This is a genomic window from Burkholderia sp. Cy-637 (genome assembly GCF_011753175.1).
Taxonomy (GTDB): Bacteria; Pseudomonadota; Gammaproteobacteria; order Burkholderiales; family Burkholderiaceae; genus Burkholderia; species Burkholderia gladioli.
Window position 1 is genome coordinate 1 of record NZ_VWWC01000126.1, and the last position, 21,639, is coordinate 21,639.

General features: G+C 69.1%; 2 protein-coding genes. Both read left to right on the forward strand.

Annotated features, from left to right (window positions below; genetic code table 11):
* Positions 1-7: 7 nt before the first annotated feature.
* On the forward strand, positions 8-13,555 hold the full coding sequence (locus F3J10_RS25835; protein WP_345791234.1) for an amino acid adenylation domain-containing protein: 13,548 nt from the start codon (positions 8-10) through the stop codon (positions 13,553-13,555).
* A partial coding sequence (locus tag F3J10_RS25840; RefSeq protein WP_167243315.1) for a non-ribosomal peptide synthetase occupies positions 13,556-21,639 on the forward strand: 8,084 nt, incomplete at its 3' end. It lies immediately after the preceding gene.

Below are 21,639 nucleotides of genomic sequence, written 5' to 3' on the forward strand. Positions count from 1 at the left end.
CGGCAATATCGAATACCTCGGCCGCAATGACTTCCAGGTCAAGATCCGCGGCTTCCGGATCGAACTCGGCGAGATCGAGGCCCGGCTCGCGGAATATCCCGTCGTGCGGGAGGCGGTCGTGCTCGCAATCGGCGACGGCGCCGACAAGCGCCTGGTCGCCTATGTCGTGGCCGAGCACGACGAGCAGTTGATCGGCGCGATCCGCGACCACCTCGCCGCGCAACTGCCCGACTACATGGTGCCCACCGCCTTCGTGCGGCTCGATGCCCTGCCGCTCAGCCCCAACGGCAAGCTCGATCGCCGCGCGCTGCCCGCGCCCGATTCGTCCGCGCTTGCTCGTCAGGCTTATGAAGCGCCCCAGGGCGAGATCGAATCCGCGCTTGCCGAGATCTGGGCCGAGTTGCTCGATGTCGAGCGTGTCGGCCGCCATGACAGTTTCTTCGCACTCGGCGGGCATTCCCTGCTCGCCGTGCAGCTGACCGAAAAACTGCGCCAGCGAGGGCTGGGACTGGCTGTCCGCGACCTGTTCCAGACCTCCGACCTGAGCGCGCTCGCCCAGCGCCTGGAGCAGCAACGCGGACAATCCCGCGAAATCCAGGTGCCCGACAACCTGATCACGCGCGATACCCAGGCGATCACCCCCGAGCTGCTGCCCCTCGTCAGCCTCACCCAGCCCGAGATCGATCATCTGGTCCAGCAGATTCCCGGCGGCGTGAGCGCCATCCAGGACATCTACGCGCTTTCCCCGCTGCAGGACGGCATCCTCTTCCATCACCTGCTGGCCACCCGCGGCGACCCCTACCTGCTGATTCGCCAGGTCGCCTTCGCCTCGCGCGAGCACCTGGATCGCTATCTCGATGCCGTGCAGCAAGTGATCGCCCGGCACGACATCCTGCGCACCGCCTTCTTCTGGGAAGGCCTGTCTCGCCCCGCGCAAGTCGTGTTGCGCGAGGCGCCGCTGATCCTCACCGAACTGGAATTCGATCCCGTCGACGGCCCCGTCGCCGAGCAACTGGCCCGGCACTTCGATCCGCGCGAGCACCGCATCGACCTGGGCCAGGCCCCGCTTCTGCGCTTCGCCGCCGCCCGGGACGAGCAAGGCCGCTGGCTGCTGATCGAGCTGCTGCATCACCTGGTCGGCGATCACTCCACCGTCGAGATCCTGCACCGGGAAGTCCGCGCCATTCTGGCCGGACACGCCGCCCGGTTGCTGCCGGCCCAGCCGTTCCGCAACGCGATCGCGCAAGCGCGTCTCGGCGTGAGCCAACAGGAGCATGAAAACTTCTTCCGCACCATGCTGGCCGAGGTGGACGAACCCACGCTGCCCTTCGGCCTCACCGAGGTGCATCTCGACGGCTCCCGGCTCAACGAAGCGCATCACACGCTGCCATCGCCCCTGAACGACCGCCTGCGCGCGCAGGCACGGCGCCTCGGCGTGAGCCTGGCGAGCCTGTGCCACCTGGCCTGGGCACAGGTGCTCGCTCGCGCCAGCGGACAGGATCGCGTCGTGTTCGGCACCGTCATGTTCGGCCGCATGCAAGCCGGTGAAGGCGCCGACCAGGCCATGGGCCTGTACATCAACACGTTGCCCTTGCGCATGGACCTGGGCGAGACCGGCGTGGAGCAGGCGGTGCGCGACACGCACGCGCTGCTGGCCAGCCTGATCGATCACGAACACGCCTCGCTCGCGCTCGCGCAGCAATGCAGCGGCGTGCCCGCCGGCTCGCCGCTGTTCAGCGCGTTGCTGAACTACGTGCACAGCACGGTTTCGGTCAACGAAGACGATCAGGCCATCGGCCTGGAGTTCCTAAGCGTCCAGGAGCGCTCCAATTACCCGTTCTCGATGTCGGTGGAGGATTTCGGGCACGCCCTGGTCCTGATCGCCCAGTTGGTCGATCCCTTCGATGCGAAGCGCCTTTGCGCTTATTTCGAGCAGGCGCTCGTCAGCGTGGTCGAGGCACTCGATGGGACGCCGGCGATGCCGGTCCGGCAGTTGGAGATCCTGCCGCCCGAGGAGCGCGAGCTGCTGCTGCACACCTGGAACGCCACCGAGCAGGCCTATCCCGCCGAGCTCTGCCTGCACCACCAGTTCGAGCTGCATGCCGAACACACCCCCGATGCCGTCGCCCTCGTCTTCGAGGATCGCGCGATCAGCTATGCCCAGCTCAACGCCCAGGCCAACCGGCTCGCGCACGAGCTGATCGCCCTCGGCGTGCGGCCCGATTCCCGCGTCGCCCTTTGCGTCGAGCGTTCGCCGGCCCTCGTCATCGGCCTGCTCGCCATCCTCAAGGCCGGCGGCGCCTATCTCCCGCTCGACCCCGCCTATCCTCCCGAGCGCCTGGCCTACATCCTCGCCGATGCCGATCCCGCCATCGTGCTCGCCGATGCCGCCGGCCGCGCCGCCCTCGGCCACGCCGCGCTCGACGGCCGCCGCCTGCTCGACCCCGACGCGCTGCCCGAGCACCCCGCGTCCAACCCCGTCGTGCCCGACCTCACCTCGCGGCACCTTGCCTATGTGATCTACACCTCCGGCTCCACCGGCAAGCCCAAGGGCGTGATGGTCGAGCACCGCGGAACGCTCAACCTCGCTCAACTCCAGCGCCAGAACTTCTCCATCCTGCCCAGCAGCCGGATCCTCCAGTTCGCCTCCTGCGCCTTCGATGCCAGTGTCTGGGAAGTCGTCATGGCCCTGGGTTGCGGCGCCACGCTCTACCTGCCCTTCACCGCCCTGCTCAAGGACCGCGCCGCCCTGCTGCGCTACCTCGAGCAGCACCGGATCACCCACGCCACCCTGCCGCCGGCCCTGCTTCAAGGCGACAGCGCCGTGCTCGATCCCGAGCTCGCCCTGACCTTGATCCTCGCCGGCGAAGCCCCCGGGCCCGGCCTGTTCCAGGCCCTCGCCGAGCACCATGTCGTCTTCAACGCCTACGGCCCGACCGAAAGCACTGTTTGCGCGACGCTCTGGCGGTGTCCGCCAGGCTTCACCGGCGAGACGATCCCGATCGGCAAGCCCATCGCCAACACCCGCATCTACCTGCTCGACGCGCACGGGCAGCCCGTGCCGCTGGGCGCGGTCGGCGAACTCCATATCGGCGGCGACGGCCTCGCGCGCGGCTACCTCAACCGCCCCGAGCTCACCGCCGAGCGCTTCCTCGACGACCCGTTCGACCCGCGCCCAGGCGCTCGCATGTATCGCAGCGGCGATCTCGCACGCTATCTGCCCGACGGCAATATCGTCTTCCTCGGCCGTAACGATCACCAGGTCAAGATTCGCGGCTTCCGGATCGAACTCGGCGAAATCGAGTCGCGGCTGGCCGCGCATTCCGCGGTGCGCGAGGCAGTCGTGCTCGCGATCGGCGACGGCGCCGACAAGCGCCTGGTCGCCTATGTGGTGGCCGAGCATGACGAGCAGTTGATCGGCGCGCTCCGCGATCACCTCGCCGCGCAACTGCCCGACTACATGGTGCCCACCGCCTTCGTGCGGCTCGATGCCCTGCCGCTGACGCCCAATGGCAAGCTCGATCGTCGCGCGCTGCCCGCGCCGGACCAGTCCGCGCTGGTCAGGCAGGCCTACGAAGCGCCGCAAGGCGAGATCGAATCCGCGCTCGCCGAAATCTGGGCCACGTTGCTCGACATCGAACGCGTCGGTCGTCACGACAGCTTCTTCGCGCTCGGCGGGCACTCTCTGCTCGCCGTGCAACTGATCAGCCGCATCGCCGCGCTGGGTGTCGAACTACCGCTGGCCAGCCTGTTCGCGTCCCCGACCCTCGCGGGCCTGTCCTCGGTCATTGCCGATCGCGGGCACCAGGGCGCCGTCGCCCTGCCGCCCATCACGCCGCTGGCGCGCGAGGGCGAGCTGGCCTTGTCGTTCTCCCAGCAGCGGCTGTGGTTCCTGGCCCAACTCGACGGCGTCAGCGCCACCTATCACATGCCGCTGGCGCTGCGCCTGCAAGGCCGGCTCGATCAAGCAGCATGGCAGCGCGCGCTCGACACCCTGCTCGATCGCCACGAGGCGCTGCGCTCGGTGTTCGTCACCGTCCAGGGCCAGCCGCGAGTGCGGCTGCTGCCGATCGGCACCGCCTTGCCCGTCACGCACCACGACCTGCGCGGCGCGCCCGACGCCCGGCAGCAACTGCAGGCCATCAGCAGCCAGGAAGTCCATGCCGGCTTCGATCTCGAACAGGGCCCGCTGATCCGCGCTCGCCTGGTCCGCTTGAGCGAGGACGAACATGCGTTCCTGCTGACCCAGCATCACATCGTCTCGGACGGCTGGTCCCTGGACGTGCTGCTCGGCGAGCTGCAGGCGCTCTATCACGCTTACCTGCACGGCCGGCCCGATCCGCTCGCGCCGCTGGCCATCCAGTATCCCGACTACGCCGCCTGGCAGCGCCAGTGGCTCACGGGCGAACGCCTGCAGGCCCAGGTCGACTACTGGCGCGACACGCTCGCCAATGCGCCGGTCCTGCTCGACCTGCCCACCGATCGCCCCCGTCCCGCGCAGCAATCCTTCGTCGGCGCCCATGTGCCGGTGCGCTTCGACGCCGAACTCACGCAGGCGCTCAGGCGCCTCGCGCAAACCCATGGCGTCACGCCGTACATGATCGTGATGGCCGCCTGGGCCGCCGTGCTCGCGCGGCTGTCGGGCCAGCAGGACATCGTGATCGGCACGCCCAGCGCGAATCGCAATCGCCAGGAGGTCGAGCCGCTGATCGGCTTCTTCGTCAACACGCTGGCGCTGCGCCTGGATCTGTCCGGCGCGCCCGACGCCGCCACCCTGCTCGCGCGCGTGCGCCAGGCGGCGCTGGCCGCGCAGGACCACCAGGACCTGCCCTTCGAGCAGGTGGTCGAGATCGTCAACCCGCCGCGCAACCTGGGCCATGCCCCGCTGTTCCAGGTGATGTTCGCATGGCAATCCCGACAAGGCGCCGCGCTGGACCTGCCGGGACTGGAGGCGACGCCGCTGCCGCTGGCCTATGACGCGGTGAATTTCGATCTGGAGCTGGCGCTCGAGGAAAGCGGGCATGACATCGCCGGCACCCTCAACTATTCGACGGCGCTGTTCGAACCGGGCACGATCGAGCGGCAGCTCGTCTATCTGCGCGCGATGCTGCTGGCAATGGTGCGCGACGAAGCACGAGCGATCGACAGTTTCGACATCCTGCCGCCCGAGGAGCGCGAGCTGCTGCTGCACACCTGGAACGCCACCGAGCAGGCCTATCCCGCCGAGCTCTGCCTGCACCACCAGTTCGAGCTGCATGCCGAACACACCCCCGATGCCGTCGCCCTCGTCTTCGAGGATCGCGCGATCAGCTATGCCCAGCTCAACGCCCAGGCCAACCGGCTCGCGCACGAGCTGATCGCCCTCGGCGTGCGGCCCGATTCCCGCGTCGCCCTTTGCGTCGAGCGTTCGCCGGCCCTCGTCATCGGCCTGCTCGCCATCCTCAAGGCCGGCGGCGCCTATCTCCCGCTCGACCCCGCCTATCCTCCCGAGCGCCTGGCCTACATCCTCGCCGATGCCGATCCCGCCATCGTGCTCGCCGATGCCGCCGGCCGCGCCGCCCTCGGCCACGCCGCGCTCGACGGCCGCCGCCTGCTCGACCCCGACGCGCTGCCCGAGCACCCCGCGTCCAACCCCGTCGTGCCCGACCTCACCTCGCGGCACCTTGCCTATGTGATCTACACCTCCGGCTCCACCGGCAAGCCCAAGGGCGTGATGGTCGAGCACCGCGGAACGCTCAACCTCGCTCAACTCCAGCGCCAGAACTTCTCCATCCTGCCCAGCAGCCGGATCCTCCAGTTCGCCTCCTGCGCCTTCGATGCCAGTGTCTGGGAAGTCGTCATGGCCCTGGGTTGCGGCGCCACGCTCTACCTGCCCTTCACCGCCCTGCTCAAGGACCGCGCCGCCCTGCTGCGCTACCTCGAGCAGCACCGGATCACCCACGCCACCCTGCCGCCGGCCCTGCTCCAAGGCGACAGCGCCGTGCTCGATCCCGAGCTCGCCCTGACCTTGATCCTCGCCGGCGAAGCCCCCGGGCCCGGCTTGTTCCAGGCCCTCGCCGAACACCATGTCGTGTTCAACGCCTACGGCCCGACCGAAAGCACTGTTTGCGCGACGCTCTGGCGGTGTCCGACAGGCTTCACCGGCGAGACGATCCCGATCGGCAAGCCCATCGCCAACACCCGCATCTACCTGCTCGACGCGCACGGGCAGCCCGTGCCGCTGGGCGCGGTCGGTGAACTCCATATCGGCGGCGACGGCCTCGCACGCGGCTATCTCAACCGCCCCGAGCTCACCGCCGAGCGCTTCCTCGACGACCCGTTCGACCCGCGCCCAGGCGCTCGCATGTATCGCAGCGGCGACCTCGCCCGCTATCTGCCCGACGGCAATATCGTCTTCCTCGGCCGTAACGATCACCAGGTCAAGATCCGCGGCTTCCGGATCGAGCTCGGCGAGATCGAGGCCCGGCTGGCCGCGCATTCCGCGGTGCGCGAGGCAGTCGTGCTCGCGATCGGCGACGGCGCCGACAAGCGCCTGGTCGCCTACGTGGTGGCCGAGCATGACGAGCAGTTGATCGGCGCGATCCGCGATCACCTCGCCGCGCAACTGCCCGACTACATGGTGCCCACCGCCTTCGTGCGGCTCGACGCCCTGCCGCTGACGCCCAATGGCAAGCTCGATCGTCGCGCGCTGCCCGCGCCGGACCAGTCCGCGTTGTTCAGGCAAGCCTATGAAGCGCCCCAAGGCGAGATCGAATCCGCGCTCGCCGAAATCTGGGCCACGCTGCTCGACATCGAGCGCGTCGGTCGTCACGACAGCTTCTTCGCGCTCGGCGGGCATTCCCTGCTCGCTGTGCAGTTGACCGAGCAACTGCGCCAGCGAGGCTTGAGCCTGGCCGTGCGCGACCTGTTCCAGGCGCCGGTCCTGAGCGCGCTCGCCCAGCGTCTGGAACAGCAGCGCGGGCAATCCCGCGAAATCCAGGTGCCCGACAACCTGATCACCCGCGATACCCAGGCGATCACCCCCGAGCTGCTGCCCCTCGTCAGCCTCACCCAGCCCGAGATCGACCATCTGGTCCAGCAGGTGCCCGGCGGCGTGAGCGCCATCCAGGACATCTACGCGCTTTCCCCGCTGCAGGACGGCATCCTCTTCCACCATCTGCTGGCCACCCGCGGCGACCCCTATCTGTTGATCCTCCAGGTGGCCTTCGCCTCGCGCGAGCACCTGGATCGTTACCTCGATGCCGTGCAGCTGGTGATCGCGCGTCACGACGTGCTGCGCACCGCCTTCGTCTGGGAAGGCCTGTCCCGTCCGGCACAGGTGGTATGGCGCGACGCGCCGCTCGCGTTCACCGAATTGAGCCTCGATCCCGCTGACGGGCCCGTGGCCGAGCAACTGGCCCGACGCTTCGATCCGCGCGAGCATCGCATCGACCTGGGCCAGGCGCCGCTGCTGCGCTTCGCCGCCGCGCGGGACGAACAGGGCCGCTGGCTGCTGGTCGAGCTGCTGCATCACCTGATCGGCGATCACTCCACCATGGAGATCCTGCACCGCGAGGTGCAAGCCATCCTGGCCGGACGCGCCGACCAGTTGTCGCCCCCGCAACCATTCCGCAACCTGGTGGCGCAGGCGCATCTCGGCGTGAGTCAGCAGGAGCACGAAGCTTTCTTCCGCGCCATGCTGGGCGATGTCGAGGAGCCCACGCTGCCCTTCGGCCTCACCGAGGTGCACCTCGACGGCTCGCGGGTGGTCGAGGCCCAGCGCATGCTGCCGCAGGCACTGAACGACCAGTTGCGCGCACAGGCACGGCGCCTGGGCGTGAGCCTCGCGAGCCTGTGCCACCTGGCCTGGGCGCAGGTGCTCGCCCGCGCCAGCGGGCAGGATCGCGTCGTGTTCGGCACCGTGCTGTTCGGCCGGATGCAGGGCGGCGCGGGCGCCGACCAGGCGATGGGCCTGTTCATCAACACCCTGCCCCTGCGCGTGGATCTCGACGATACCGGCGTGGAGCAGGCGGTGCACGACACGCATGCGCTGCTGGCCAGCCTGCTCGACCACGAACACGCCTCGCTCGCGCTGGCCCAGCAATGCAGCGGCGTGCCCGCCGGCTCGCCGCTGTTCAGCGCGCTGCTGAACTACCGCCACAACGTGGTGGCCGTCGAACAGGAAAACGCCGAGTCGGGGATCGACTTCCTGCATGGAGAGGAACGCACCAACTATCCGCTCACGCTCGCCGTGGAGGACTTCGGCAATGCCCTGGGCGTGACCACCCAGGTGGTGGACAGGCTCGATGCCGAACGCGTCGGGAACTACCTCGTCCAGGCGCTGGAAAGCTTGGCCGAGGCCCTCGACCGGACGCCGGCGCTACCGGTCCGGCAACTGGAAATCCTGCCGCCCGAGGAACGCGCGCTATTGCTCGACGCCTGGAATCCCGGCCGCGACACGCCAGCCGAGGCGTCTTGCGTTCATCGGCACATCGAACGGCAGGCCGAGCGCACGCCCGATGCCGCCGCGCTCGTCTTCGAGGAGCAAACGCTCGGTTATGCCCAGCTCAACGAGCGCGCCAACCGGCTCGCGCACGAGCTGATCGCACTCGGCGTGCGGCCCGATTCGCGCGTCGCCCTCTGCGTCGAGCGTTCGATCGCGATGGTCGTCGGCCTGCTCGCCGTCCTCAAGGCCGGCGGCGCCTACGTCCCGCTCGACCCCGCCTATCCCGGCGAGCGACTGGCCCATATCCTCGCCGATGCCGATCCCGACATCGTGCTCGTCGATGCCGCCGGCCGTGCCGCCCTCGGCGAGGCCGCGCTGGCAGGGCGTCGCCAGCTCGACCCGAATGCGCTGCCCGATCGCCCCGCGACGAACCCGGTCGTGCCGGGTTTGACGTCGCGGCACCTCGCCTATGTGATCTACACCTCCGGCTCCACCGGCACGCCCAAGGGCGTCATGGTCGAGCATCGCGGCCTCGCCAATCTGATGAGCTGGTATCTCGGAGAGGTCGGGCTCGGGGCCGAGGACACGGTGCTGATCGTCACCTCGCACAACTTCGACCTGACGCAGAAGAACCTGCTCGGCCCGCTGATGGTGGGCGGCAGCCTGCATCTGGCCAGGCCGCGCTTCGAGCCGGCCTCGATCCTGGCGCAGATCCGCGGCGAGGGCATCGATCACCTCAACCTGTCGCCGAGCGCCTTCCATGCGCTGATTGATGCCGATACCGGCCACGACCTCGCTCGCCTGCGCCGCGTCGTGCTTGGCGGCGAACCGATCCAGGCGGCCAAGCTCGCCGGCATCGCCGCGCCGCGGCCGGTGTTCGTCAACAGCTACGGCCCGACCGAATGCAGCGACGTGGCCGGCTGGCATGTGCTGTCGCCGGAACTGGAGACTTACCACGATGCGCCGGTGCCCTTGGGCAAGCCGATTCCTCATGCGCGGATTCATCTGCTCGACGCGCACGGCCGGCTGGTGCCGCTGGGCGTGCCCGGCGAACTCTGCATCGGCGGCGTGGGCGTCGCGCGCGGCTATCTCAACCGCCCCGAACTCACCGCCGAGCGCTTCGTGCGCGATCCCTTCGCCGGTGATGCCGACGCTCGCATGTATCGCACCGGCGACCTCGCCCGTTACCTGCCCGACGGCAATATCGAATACCTCGGCCGCAACGACTTCCAGGTCAAGATCCGTGGTTTCCGAATCGAGCTCGGCGAGATCGAGGCGCGGCTCGCGGAATATCCCGCCGTGCGCGAGGCGGTCGTGCTCGCACTCGGCGACGGCGCCGACAAGCGTTTGGTCGCCTATGTCGTGGCCGAGCATGACGAGCAGTTGATCGGCGCGATCCGCGATCACCTCGCCGCGCAACTGCCCGACTACATGGTGCCCACCGCCTTCGTGCGGCTCGATGCCCTGCCGCTCAGCCCCAACGGCAAGCTCGATCGCCGCGCGCTGCCCGCGCCCGATTCGTCCGCGCTTGCTCGTCAGGTCTATGAAGCGCCTCAAGGCGAGATCGAATGTGCGCTTGCTGAAATCTGGGCCGAGTTGCTCGGTGTCGAACGCGTCGGCCGTCACGACAGCTTCTTCGCACTCGGCGGGCATTCCCTGCTCGCCGTGCGGCTGACCGAACAACTGCGCCAGCGAGGACTGGGACTGGCTGTCCGCGACCTGTTCCAGACCTCCGACCTGAGCGCGCTCGCCCAGCGCCTGGAGCAGCAACGCGGACAATCCCGCGAAATCCAGGTGCCCGACAACCTGATCACGCGCGAGACCCAAGCGATCACGCCCGAGTTGCTGCCCCTCGTCAGCCTCACCCAGCCCGAGATCGACCATCTGGTCCAGCAGATTCCCGGCGGCGTGAGCGCCATCCAGGACATCTACGCGCTCTCCCCGCTGCAGGACGGCATCCTCTTCCATCACCTGCTGGCCACCCGCGGCGACCCCTACCTGCTGATCCGCCAGGTCGCCTTCGCCTCGCGCGAGCACCTGGATCGCTATCTCGATGCTGTGCAGCAGGTGATCGCCCGGCACGACATCCTGCGCACCGCCTTCTTCTGGGAAGGCCTGTCTCGCCCCGCGCAAGTCGTGTTGCGCGAGGCGCCGCTGATCCTCACCGAGCTGGAATTCGATCCCGTCGACGGCCCCGTCGCCGAGCAACTGGCCCGGCACTTCGATCCGCGCGAGCACCGCATCGACCTGGACCAAGCCCCGCTTCTGCGCTTCGCCGCCGCCCGGGACGAGCAAGGCCGCTGGCTGCTGATCGAGCTGCTGCATCACCTGATCGGCGATCACTCCACCACGGAGATCCTGCATCGCGAGGTGCAGGCCATCCTGGCGCAACGCACCGCCCAGTTGCCGTCGCCGCAACCGTTCCGCAACCTCGTGGCGCAGGCGCACCTCGGCGTGAGTCGGCAGGAGCACGAAACGTTCTTCCGCGCCATGCTGGCCGATGTCGAGGAACCCACCTTGCCGTTCGGCCTTACCGAGGTGCATCTCGACGGCTCGCGCGTCATCGAAGCCCATCGCATGCTGCCGCAGGCGCTGAACGACCGCCTGCGCGCGCAGGCACGGCGCCTGGGCGTGAGCCTGGCGAGCCTGTGCCACCTGGCCTGGGCACAGGTGCTCGGCCGCGCCAGCGGACAGGATCGCGTCGTGTTCGGCACCGTCATGTTCGGGCGCATGCAGGGCGGCGCGGGCGCCGACCAGGCCATGGGCCTGTTCATCAACACCCTGCCCCTGCGCATGGACCTGGGCGAGACCGGCGTGGAGCAGGCGGTGCGCCACACGCATACGCTGCTGGCCAGCCTGATCGACCACGAACACGCCTCGCTCGCGCTCGCGCAGCAATGCAGCGGCGTGCCCGCCGGCTCGCCGCTGTTCAGCGCGCTGCTGAACTACCGTCACAACGTGGTGGCCGTCGATCAGGAAAACGCCGATTCCGGCATCGAGTTCCTCCATGCGGAGGAACGTACCAACTACCCCCTCACGCTCTCGGTGGAGGACTTCGGCGACAGCCTGGGCCTGACCGCCCAGGTGGTCGACACGCTCGATGCCGCGCGCGTGAACGCCTACCTCGCGCAAGCCCTGGCGAGCCTGGCCGACGCGCTCGACGAGACGCCGGCGCTGCCGGTCCGGCAACTGGAGATCCTGCCGCCCGAGGAACGCGCGCTGTTGCTGAACAACTGGAACGAAGCGGCGCGGCGCTTTGCGTCGGATCGGTGTTCGCACCAGCAGTTCGAGCGGCAGGCCGAGCGCACGCCCGATGCCGTCGCGCTCGTCTTCGAGGAGCAAACGCTCAGCTATGCCCAGCTCAACGCCCGGGCCAACCGGCTCGCGCACGAGCTGATCGCGCTCGGCGTGCAGCCCGACACGCGCGTCGCCCTCAGCGTGGAGCGATCGCCGGCGATCGTCGTCGGCCTGCTCGCCATTCTCAAGGCCGGCGGCGCCTATGTGCCGCTCGACCCGGTATATCCCGGCGAGCGACTGGCCCACATCCTCGCCGATGCCGATCCCGCCATCGTGCTCGCCGATGCGGCCGGCCGTGCCGCCCTCGGCGAGGCCGCGCTGGCCAAGCGTCATGTGCTCGACCCCAATGCGCTGCCCGAGCGCCCGGCCAGTAACCCGAGCGTGCCCGGCCTCGCTTCGCATCACCTCGCCTATGTGATCTACACCTCCGGCTCCACCGGCAAGCCCAAGGGCGTGATGGTCGAGCATCGCCAGGTGGAACGCCTGTTCGAAGCCACCGCGCACTGGTATCGCTTCGACGAGCGGGACGTCTGGTGCCTGTTCCACTCGTTCGCCTTCGACTTCTCGGTCTGGGAAATCTGGGGGGCATTGCGCCACGGCGGCACCCTGCTCATCGTGCCGCACCCGGTCGCGCGCTCGCCCGAAGCCTTCCATCGACTGGTCTGCCGGCATGGCGTCACCGTGCTCAACCAGACCCCCAGCGCCTTCAAGACCTTCATCGCCGCCGCACGGCAGAACCCCTTGCCGGACCGGCTGCGCTACGTGGTCTTCGGCGGCGAAGCGCTCGAACCCAGCATCCTGCAGAGCTGGTACGCCGGGCGCGACGCGAACCTGCCGCAGCTGGTCAATATGTACGGCATCACCGAGACCACCGTGCACGTCACCTATCGCGCGCTCGGCCCGAGCGATGCCCAGCAGGGCGGCAGCCCGATCGGGCGGCCGATTCCCGACCTGAGGCTCTACCTGCTCGACGCGCATCGCCAGCCGGTGCCGCTGGGCGCGGTCGGCGAGCTGCATATCGGCGGCGACGGCGTCGCGCGCGGCTATCTCAACCGCCCCGAACTCAATGCCGAGCGTTTCCTCGACGATCCCTTCGTCGAGCAGGCCGATGCCCGCATGTATCGCACCGGCGACCTCGCGCGCTACCTGCCCGACGGCAGCCTGGTGTTCCTCGGCCGCAACGATCACCAGGTCAAGATCCGCGGCTTCCGCATCGAGCTCGGCGAAATCGAGGCGCGCCTGGCCGCGCACCCGGCCGTGCGCGAGGCGGTGGTGCTCGCGCTGGGCGAGGCGACCGACAAGCGCCTGGTCGCCTACGTGGTGGCCGAGCACGACCCGCTGCTGGCCGGCGCGCTGCGCGATCACCTCGCGGCGCAACTGCCCGATTACATGGTGCCCGCTGCCTTCGTGCGGCTCGACGCGCTGCCCCTGACGCCCAATGGCAAGCTCGACAGCCGCGCGCTGCCGGCGCCGGACCAGGCCGCGCTGGCCAGCCAGGCCTACGAGGCGCCCGAGGGCGAGACCGAATGCGCGCTGGCCGCGATCTGGGCCGAGCTGCTGGAAGTGGAACGCGTCGGCCGCCACGACAGCTTCTTCGCGCTCGGCGGCCACTCGCTGCTCGCCGTGCGCCTGATCGAGGAACTGCGCAAGGCCTTCGGCGTGAAATTCCACCTGGCGACGCTGTACCAGCAACCCCTGCTCGCGCAACTGGCGGACGCCTTGATCTCCTTGCAGATCGCTCAATACGCGGACGGAGACATCGAGGATCTGGAACAGGAACTCGGCTCGCTGTCCGACGACGACTTACTGAAGATTTTATCGGCGGGTACCTAAATGAATAATCTGACGGATAACTCCAATCGGCTCAAACGCGAAGCCCTGCTCAAGATTCTTCAGCAACGCAACACCCGCCAGCCCGAGCCGGTCGAACCCGAGCTGCGTGCCCGAAGCGATCGGCAAGCCGAGCTGCCGCTGTCGTTCGCCCAGCAGCGGCTGTGGTTCCTCGCCCAGCTCGACGGCGTCAGCGCCACCTACCACATCCCGCTGGCGCTGCGCCTGCAAGGCCGGCTCGACGCAACAGCATGGCAGCGCGCGCTCGACACCCTGCTCGATCGTCACGAGGCGCTGCGCTCGACCTTCGTGGCGATCGGCGGCCAGCCGCAGGTGCGGCTGCTGCCGGTGGGCACCGCCCTGCCCGTCACGCACCACGATCTGCGTGACGTGCCCGACGCGCAGCAGCAGTTGCAGCGCATCGGCACGCAGGAGGCCCATGCCCCCTTCGATCTCGAACGCGGCCCGCTGATCCGCGGCTGCCTGATCCGCCTGGCCGAGGACGAACATGCGTTCCTGCTGACCCAGCATCACATCGTGGCCGACGGCTGGTCCTTCGAGGTCCTGCTGCGCGAATTGCAGGCGCTCTATGGCGCTTATCTGGATGGCTTGCCCGATCCGCTCGCGCCGCTGGCCATCCAGTATCCCGACTATGCCGCCTGGCAACGCCAGTGGCTCACGGGCGAACGCCTGCAGGCCCAGGTCGACTACTGGCGCGGCACGCTCGCCGATGCGCCGGTCCTGCTCGAGCTGCCCACCGATCGGCCTCGTCCCGCGCAGCAGTCGTTCGCCGGTGCTCACGTGCCGGTGCGCTTCGACGCCGAGCTCACGCAGGCGCTCAGGCGCCTGGCGCAAACCCATGGCGTGACGCTGTTCATGACCGTGATGGCCGCCTGGGCCGCCGTGCTCGCGCGTCTGTCGGGCCAGCAGGACCTGGTGATCGGCACCCCCAGCGCGAACCGCAACCGCCGCGAAATCGCGCCGCTGATCGGCTTCTTCGTCAACACGCTGGCGCTGCGCCTGGATCTGTCCGGCGCGCCCGACACCGCCACCCTGCTCGCGCGCGTGCGCCAGGCGGCGCTTGCCGCGCAGGACCACCAGGACCTGCCCTTCGAGCAGGTCGTCGAGATCGTCAACCCGCCCCGCAGCCTGGGATATACGCCGCTGTTCCAGGCGATGTTCGCCTGGCAGTCCCGACAAGGGCAGTCGCTGCCGCTGCCGGGCGTGGACGTCACGCCGCTGCCGCTGGCCTATGATTCGGCCAAGTTCGACCTGGAGCTGTCGCTCGAGGAGAACGGCGAGGAGATCGCCGGCGCGCTCAGCTACGCGACGGCGCTGTACGATCCGGCCACCATGGAACGGCATGTCGCCTACCTGGGAGCGGTGCTGCTCGCCATGACGCGGAACGACGCGCGATCCGTGCACCGGCTGCCGCTGCTCGCCGAGGCCGAGCGCGACCAGTTGCTGTATCGATGGAACGACACCGATACGGCGTTCCCGCGGGAACGCTGCATCGCCTCGCTGTTCGAGGTGCAGGCGCTCGACACGCCCGATGCGATCGCGGTGGCGTTCGACCACGACACGCTCACCTATGCCGCACTCAATACCCGGGCCAACCGGCTTGCCCATCATCTGCTCGATCTCGGCGTGGGTCCCGACGTCCGAGTCGCCTTGTGCGTCGAACGCAGCCTCGACCTGGTGGTCGGCGCGCTCGCCATCCTCAAGGCCGGCGGCGCCTACGTGCCGCTCGACCCCGGTTATCCCGCCGAGCGCCTGCAGTTCATGCTCGAGGACAGCGAACCGGTCGCGCTGCTGACACAGCGCCGCCTGCAAGCTTCGATCGCCGGCAGCGCCGCCATCCCGGTGGTGCTGCTCGACGATCCCGAAGCCGCCTGGCACGACCTCGACGCCGCCAACCCCGACGCGGCGGCGCAGGGCCTCACCGCGCGGCACCTCGCCTATGTGGTCTATACCTCGGGCTCGACCGGCACGCCGAAGGGCGTGATGGTCCCGCACCACGGCGTGGTCAGGCTGGTGCGCGACACCAATTATTTCCAGGTGCAGCCGGACGCCGCCTTCGCGCTCGCCTCCAACACGTCCTTCGACGCGGCCACCTTCGAGATCTGGGCGCCCTTGCTGAACGGCGCGCGCATCGAGGTGATCCGGCAGGAAACCCTGCTCTCGCCTGCCGCGCTGGCCGCGAAGCTCAAGCAGAGCAAGGTCACCGCCCTGTTCCTGACCACCGCGCTGTTCAACCAGATCGCGCGCGAGCCGGTCGATGCCTTCAGCGAACTGCATTACCTGATGTTCGGCGGCGAAGCGGTGGATCCGCAATGCGTCGCCCAGGTGCTGCGGCGCGGCAAGCCGCGGCACCTGCTGCATGTCTACGGCCCCACCGAAACCGTGACCTTCGCCAGCTGGTACGAGGTCGACCGCGTCGAGCCGGGCGAGAACGTCCCGATCGGCCGGCCGATCTCGAACACCCGCTTCTACGTTCTCGACGAACACGGCGAGCCGGTTCCGATCGGCGCGCCGGGCGAGCTGTATATCGGCGGGGCCGGCGTGGTGCGCGGCTACCTGAACCGGCCCGAACTCAGCGCCGAGCGCTTCGTCGACGACCCCTACGCCGCCCAGGCCGGTGCCCGCCTGTATCGCACCGGCGATCTCGTGCGCTATCGGCCCGACGGCAATCTGGAGTTCATCGGCCGCAACGACTTCCAGGTCAAGATCCGGGGCTTTCGCATCGAGCTCGGCGAAATCGAGGCCCGGATCATGGCGCGGCCCGAGATCCGCAGCGCCGTGGTCATCGCGCGCGAGGACCAGCCCGGCAACAAGCGCGTGGTCGCCTACTGCGTGCCGGAGGATGGCCTCGACGCTCCCCTCGACGTCGAGGCGCTGCACACGCACCTGCTCGCCACCATGCCGGCCTACATGGTGCCGGCCGCCTATGTGAGCCTCGACGCCCTGCCGCTGACGCCCAACGGCAAGCTCGACCGCCGCGCGCTGCCCGTGCCGGATTCGTCCGCGCTCGCCCGTCAGGCTTATGAAGCGCCCCAAGGCGAGATCGAATCCGCGCTCGCCGAAATCTGGGCCGAGCTGCTCGGCGTCGAGCGCGTCGGCCGCCACGACGGCTTCTTCTCGCTCGGCGGGCACTCCCTGCTCGCCGTGCGGCTGATCAGCCGCATCGCCGCGCTCGGCACCGAGCTGCCTCTCGCCAGCCTGTTCGCCTCGCCCACGCTCGCCGGCCTGGCCGCGATCATTGCCGACCGGCTGGAGCAGGGCGCCGCCGCGCTGCCGCCCATCACGCCGATTTCGCGCGACGGCGAGCTGCCGCTCTCCTTCGCCCAGCAGCGGCTGTGGTTCCTCGCCCAGCTGGACGGCGTCAGCGCCACCTATCACATCCCGCTGGCGCTGCGCCTGCAAGGCCGGCTCGATCAAGCAGCATGGCAGCGCGCGCTCGACACCCTGCTCGATCGTCACGAGGCGCTGCGCTCGGTATTCGTCGCGGTCCAGGGCCAGCCGCAGGTGCGGCTGCTGCCGGTCGGCACCGCCTTGCCCGTCACGCATCACGACCTGCGCGATGCGCCCGACGCGCAGCAGCAGTTGCAGGCCATCAGCGTCCAGGAGGCGCATGCGCCCTTCGACCTGGAGCACGGCCCGCTGATCCGCGCTCGCCTGGTCCGCTTGAGCGAGGACGAACATGCGTTCCTGCTGACCCAGCATCACATCGTCTCCGACGGCTGGTCCTTCGACGTCCTGTTCAGCGAACTGCAGGCGCTCTATCGGGCCTGCCTGGATGGCCGGCCCGATCCGCTCGCGCCGCTGGCGGTCCAGTACCCCGACTACGCGGCCTGGCATCGACAACTGCTGTCGGGCGAGCGCCTGCAGGCCCAGGGCGAGTATTGGCGCGACACGCTCGCCGATGCGCCGGTCCGGCTCGACCTGCCCACCGACCATCCCCGTCCCGCGCAGCAGTCGTTCGCCGGCGCCCATGCACCGCTGCAACTGGATGCCGGGCTCACCGCGGCGCTGCGCCGCCTGTCGCAAGCGCATGGCGTGACGCTGTTCATGACCGTGATGGCCGCCTGGGCCGCCGTGCTCGCGCGTCTGTCGGGCCAGCAGGACATCGTGATCGGCACGCCCAGCGCGAATCGCAATCGCCAGGAGGTCGAGCCGCTGATCGGTTTCTTCGTCAACACGCTGGCGCTGCGCCTCGATCTGTCCGGCACGCCCGACGCCGCCGCCTTGCTCGCGCGCGTGCGTCAGGCGGCGCTGGCCGCGCAGGATCACCAGGACCTGCCCTTCGAGCAGGTCGTCGAGATCGTCAACCCGTCCCGCAACCTGAATCACACGCCGCTGTTCCAGGTGATGTTCAGTTGGCAGACCCGGCAGGCTTCGTCGGCTTCCCTGCAACTGCCGGACCTCGACGTGAGCCCGCTGCCGCTGTCCTACGACACCGTCAAGTTCGACCTGGAACTGGCGCTGGAGGAGAACGGCGACGCGATCGCCGGTGTGCTCGGTTATTCGACGGCATTGTTCGAGCGCGCCACGATCGAACGGCATCTCGCTTACCTGGAGGCCATGCTGCGGGCGATGGCCCGGGACGAGACGCAGGCGCTCGATCATGTCGACATCCTGCCGCCCGGGGAGCGCGAACTGCTGCTGGGCAATGGAAATGCGACGCAGGCGGACTATCCCGAGCCGCCTTGCATTCATCGGCAATTCGAACAGCAGGTCGAGCGCAAGCCCGACGCCGTCGCCCTGGTCTTCGAGGAGCAAACGCTCAGTTATGCCCAGATCAACGAACGGGCCAACCGGCTCGCGCACGAGCTGATCGCCCTCGGCGTGCAACCCGATTCCCGCGTGGCCGTCTGCGTCGAGCGATCTCCCGCCCTGTTCGTCGGCCTGCTCGCCGTCCTCAAGGCCGGTGGCGCCTACCTTCCGCTCGACCCCGCATATCCCGGCGAGCATCCGGCCCAGATCCTCGCCGATGCCGATCCGGCCATCGTGCTCGCCGATGCCGCCGGTCGCGACGCCCTCGGCGAGGCTGCGCTCGCCGGGCGTCGTCTGCTAGACCCGAGCGCGTTGCTGCCCGAGCGCCCGGCGACCAACCCGGTCGTGCCCGGTCTCGCCTCGCAACACCTCGCCTATGTGATCTACACCTCCGGCTCCACCGGCAAGCCCAAGGGCGTCATGGTCGAGCACCGACAGGTGGCGAGCTTGCTCGAAGCCGCCGCGGCCCCGTATCGCCTCGATGCCGAGGACGTCTGGTGCCTGTTCCACTCGCCGGCGTCGGACCTCTCGGTCTGGGAAACCTGGGGCGCATTGTGCGGCGGCGCAAGACTGGTCATCGCCTCGCATCAGGTCGCGGGCACGCCCGAGGCCCTCCATCGACTGATCTGCCGGCATGGCGTCACCGTGCTCGGTCAATCCCCCGGCGCCTTCACCGCGTTGGCCGCCGCGGCCGGGCAGAGCCCGCTACGCGATCGCCTGCGCTACGTGCTCCTCGGCAGGGACGCGCTCGACGCCGCCGTCCTGCCGCGCTGGCATGCCGAGCACGACGAGGCCCTGCCCCGGCTGATCAACATGTACGGTGCCACAGAGACCACCGTGCACGCGACGCATCACGCCCTCGAGCCGCAGGACGCGCGACGGGGCGGCAACCCGATCGGGCGTCCCATCGCGGGCCGCAAGCTCTACCTGCTCGACGCGCATAGTCAGCCCGTGCCGCTGGGTGCCGTGGGCGAACTGTATGTGGGCGGCGACGGCGTCGCGCGCGCCTACCTGAACCGCCCCGAACTCAGCGCCGAGCGTTTCCTCGACGATCCGTTCGCCGGCCGCGCCAACGCCCGCATGTACCGCAGCGGCGATCTCGCCCGCTACCTGCCCGACGGCAATCTCGTACTCCTCGGCCGCCTCGATCAACAACTCGCAATTCGCGGTGTTCGCGTCGAGCCGGCACGGATCGAGGCGCATCTGCTCGCGCATCCCGCTGTCCGCGAAGCCGTGGTGCTGATGCGCGACGAGGCCGCGGACCCGCGCCTGGTCGCCTACGTGGTGGCCGAGCCCGACGAGCAGTTGATCGACGTGCTGCGCGAGCAGCTCGCCGCCCGGCTGCCCGACTACATGGTGCCTGCCGCCTTCGTGCGGCTCGACGCCCTGCCGCTGACCCACAACGGCAAACTCGACCGCTGCGCGCTGCCGCTGGAGCAACCCGCGCCCGCGTCCCGGGCCTACGAGGCCCCCGAGGGGGAGACCGAATGCACGCTCGCCGCGGTCTGGGCCGAGCTGCTCGGCATCGAGCGCATCGGCCGTCACGACAGCTTCTTCGTGCTGGGCGGCTTCTCGCTGATGGCCGTGCGAATGATCGTCAAGCTCCGCCAGAAGGGCCTGGAACTGGCGATTCGAGACCTGTTCCAGACGCCCGTCCTGAGCGTACTGGCCCAACGCCTGGATCAGCAGCGCAGCAACCGGGACCGGGAGATCGAGATCCCGGCCAACCGGATCACGCCCGACACTCGCGCGATCACGCCCGAGCTGTTGCCGCTCATCAGCCTCACCCAGCCCGAGATCGACCATCTGGTCCAGCAGGTGCCCGGCGGCGTGAGCGCCATCCAGGACATCTACGCGCTCTCCCCGTTGCAGGACGGCATTCTCTTCCACCATCTGCTGGCCACCCGCGGCGACCCCTACCTGGTGATCCAGCAGGCGGCCTTCGCTTCGCGCGAGCACCTGGATCGCTACCTCGATGCCGTGCAACAGGTGGTGGCTCGCCACGACGTGCTGCGCACGGCCTTCGTCTGGGAGGGCCTGTCCAACCCGGCACAGGTGGTGTGGCGCGACGCGCCGCTCACGCTCGCCGAACTGAGCCTGGACCCCGCTGACGGACCTGTCGCCGAGCAACTGGCCCGGCGCTTCGACCCGCGCGAGCATCGCATCGACCTGGGCCAGGCCCCGCTGCTGCGCTTCGCCACCGCCCGCGACGAGCAGGGCCGCTGGCTGCTGGTCGAGCTGCTGCATCACGTGATCGGCGATCACTCCACCATGGAGATCCTGCATCGCGAGGTGCAGGCCATACTCGCTGGCCAGGCCGCGCAACTGCCGCCGGCCCAGCCGTTCCGCAACGCGATCGCGCAGGCTCGCCTGGGCAAGAGCCAGCAGGAGCATGAATCCTTCTTCCGCACCATGCTGGCCGACGTGGACGAGCCCACGCTGCCCTTCGGCCTCACCGAGGTGCATCTCGACGGCTCGCAGGTCAGGGAATCGCAGCGCATGCTGCCGCAGGCACTGAACGACCAGTTGCGCGCTCAGGCGCGGCGCCTGGGCGTGAGCCTGGCGAGCCTCTGCCACCTGGCCTGGGCGCAGGTGCTCGCCCGCGCCAGCGGGCAGGACCGCGTCGTGTTCGGCACCGTGCTGTTCGGCCGGATGCAGGGCGGCGCGGGCACCGACCAGGCCATGGGCCTGTTCATCAACACCCTGCCCCTGCGCATGGACCTGGACGACACCCAGGTGGAGCAGGCAGCCCGTCGCATGCATACGCTGCTGGCCGGCCTGATCGACCACGAGCACGCCTCGCTCGCGCTGGCCCAGCAATGCAGCGGCATCGCTCCCGGCTCGCCGCTGTTCAGCTCGCTGCTGAACTATCGCCACAACGTGATCGCGGCCGAACCGGAAAACGTCGATGCCGGATTCGAATTCCTGCATGCGCAGGAGCGAACCAACTATCCGCTCACGCTTGCCGTGGAAGATTTCGGCAGCTCGCTGGGCATGACCGTCCAGGTGGTCGACTCGCTCGACGTCGATCGCGTCGCCGCCTACTTCGCCCAGGCGCTGGACAGTCTCGCGACCGCGCTGGACCGAACGCCGGCGATGCCGGTCCGGCAGCTGGACATCCTGCCGCCCGAAGAGCGCGCCTTGCTGCATGAGTGGAACGCCACCAGCACGCCGTATCCCGAGGACATCTGCCTTCACCAGCAATTCGAGCAGCAGGTCGAGCGCACGCCCGACGCCGTCGCCCTCGTCTTCGAGGAGCAAACCCTCAGCTATGCCCAGCTCAACGAGCGCGCCAACCAGCTCGCGCACGAGCT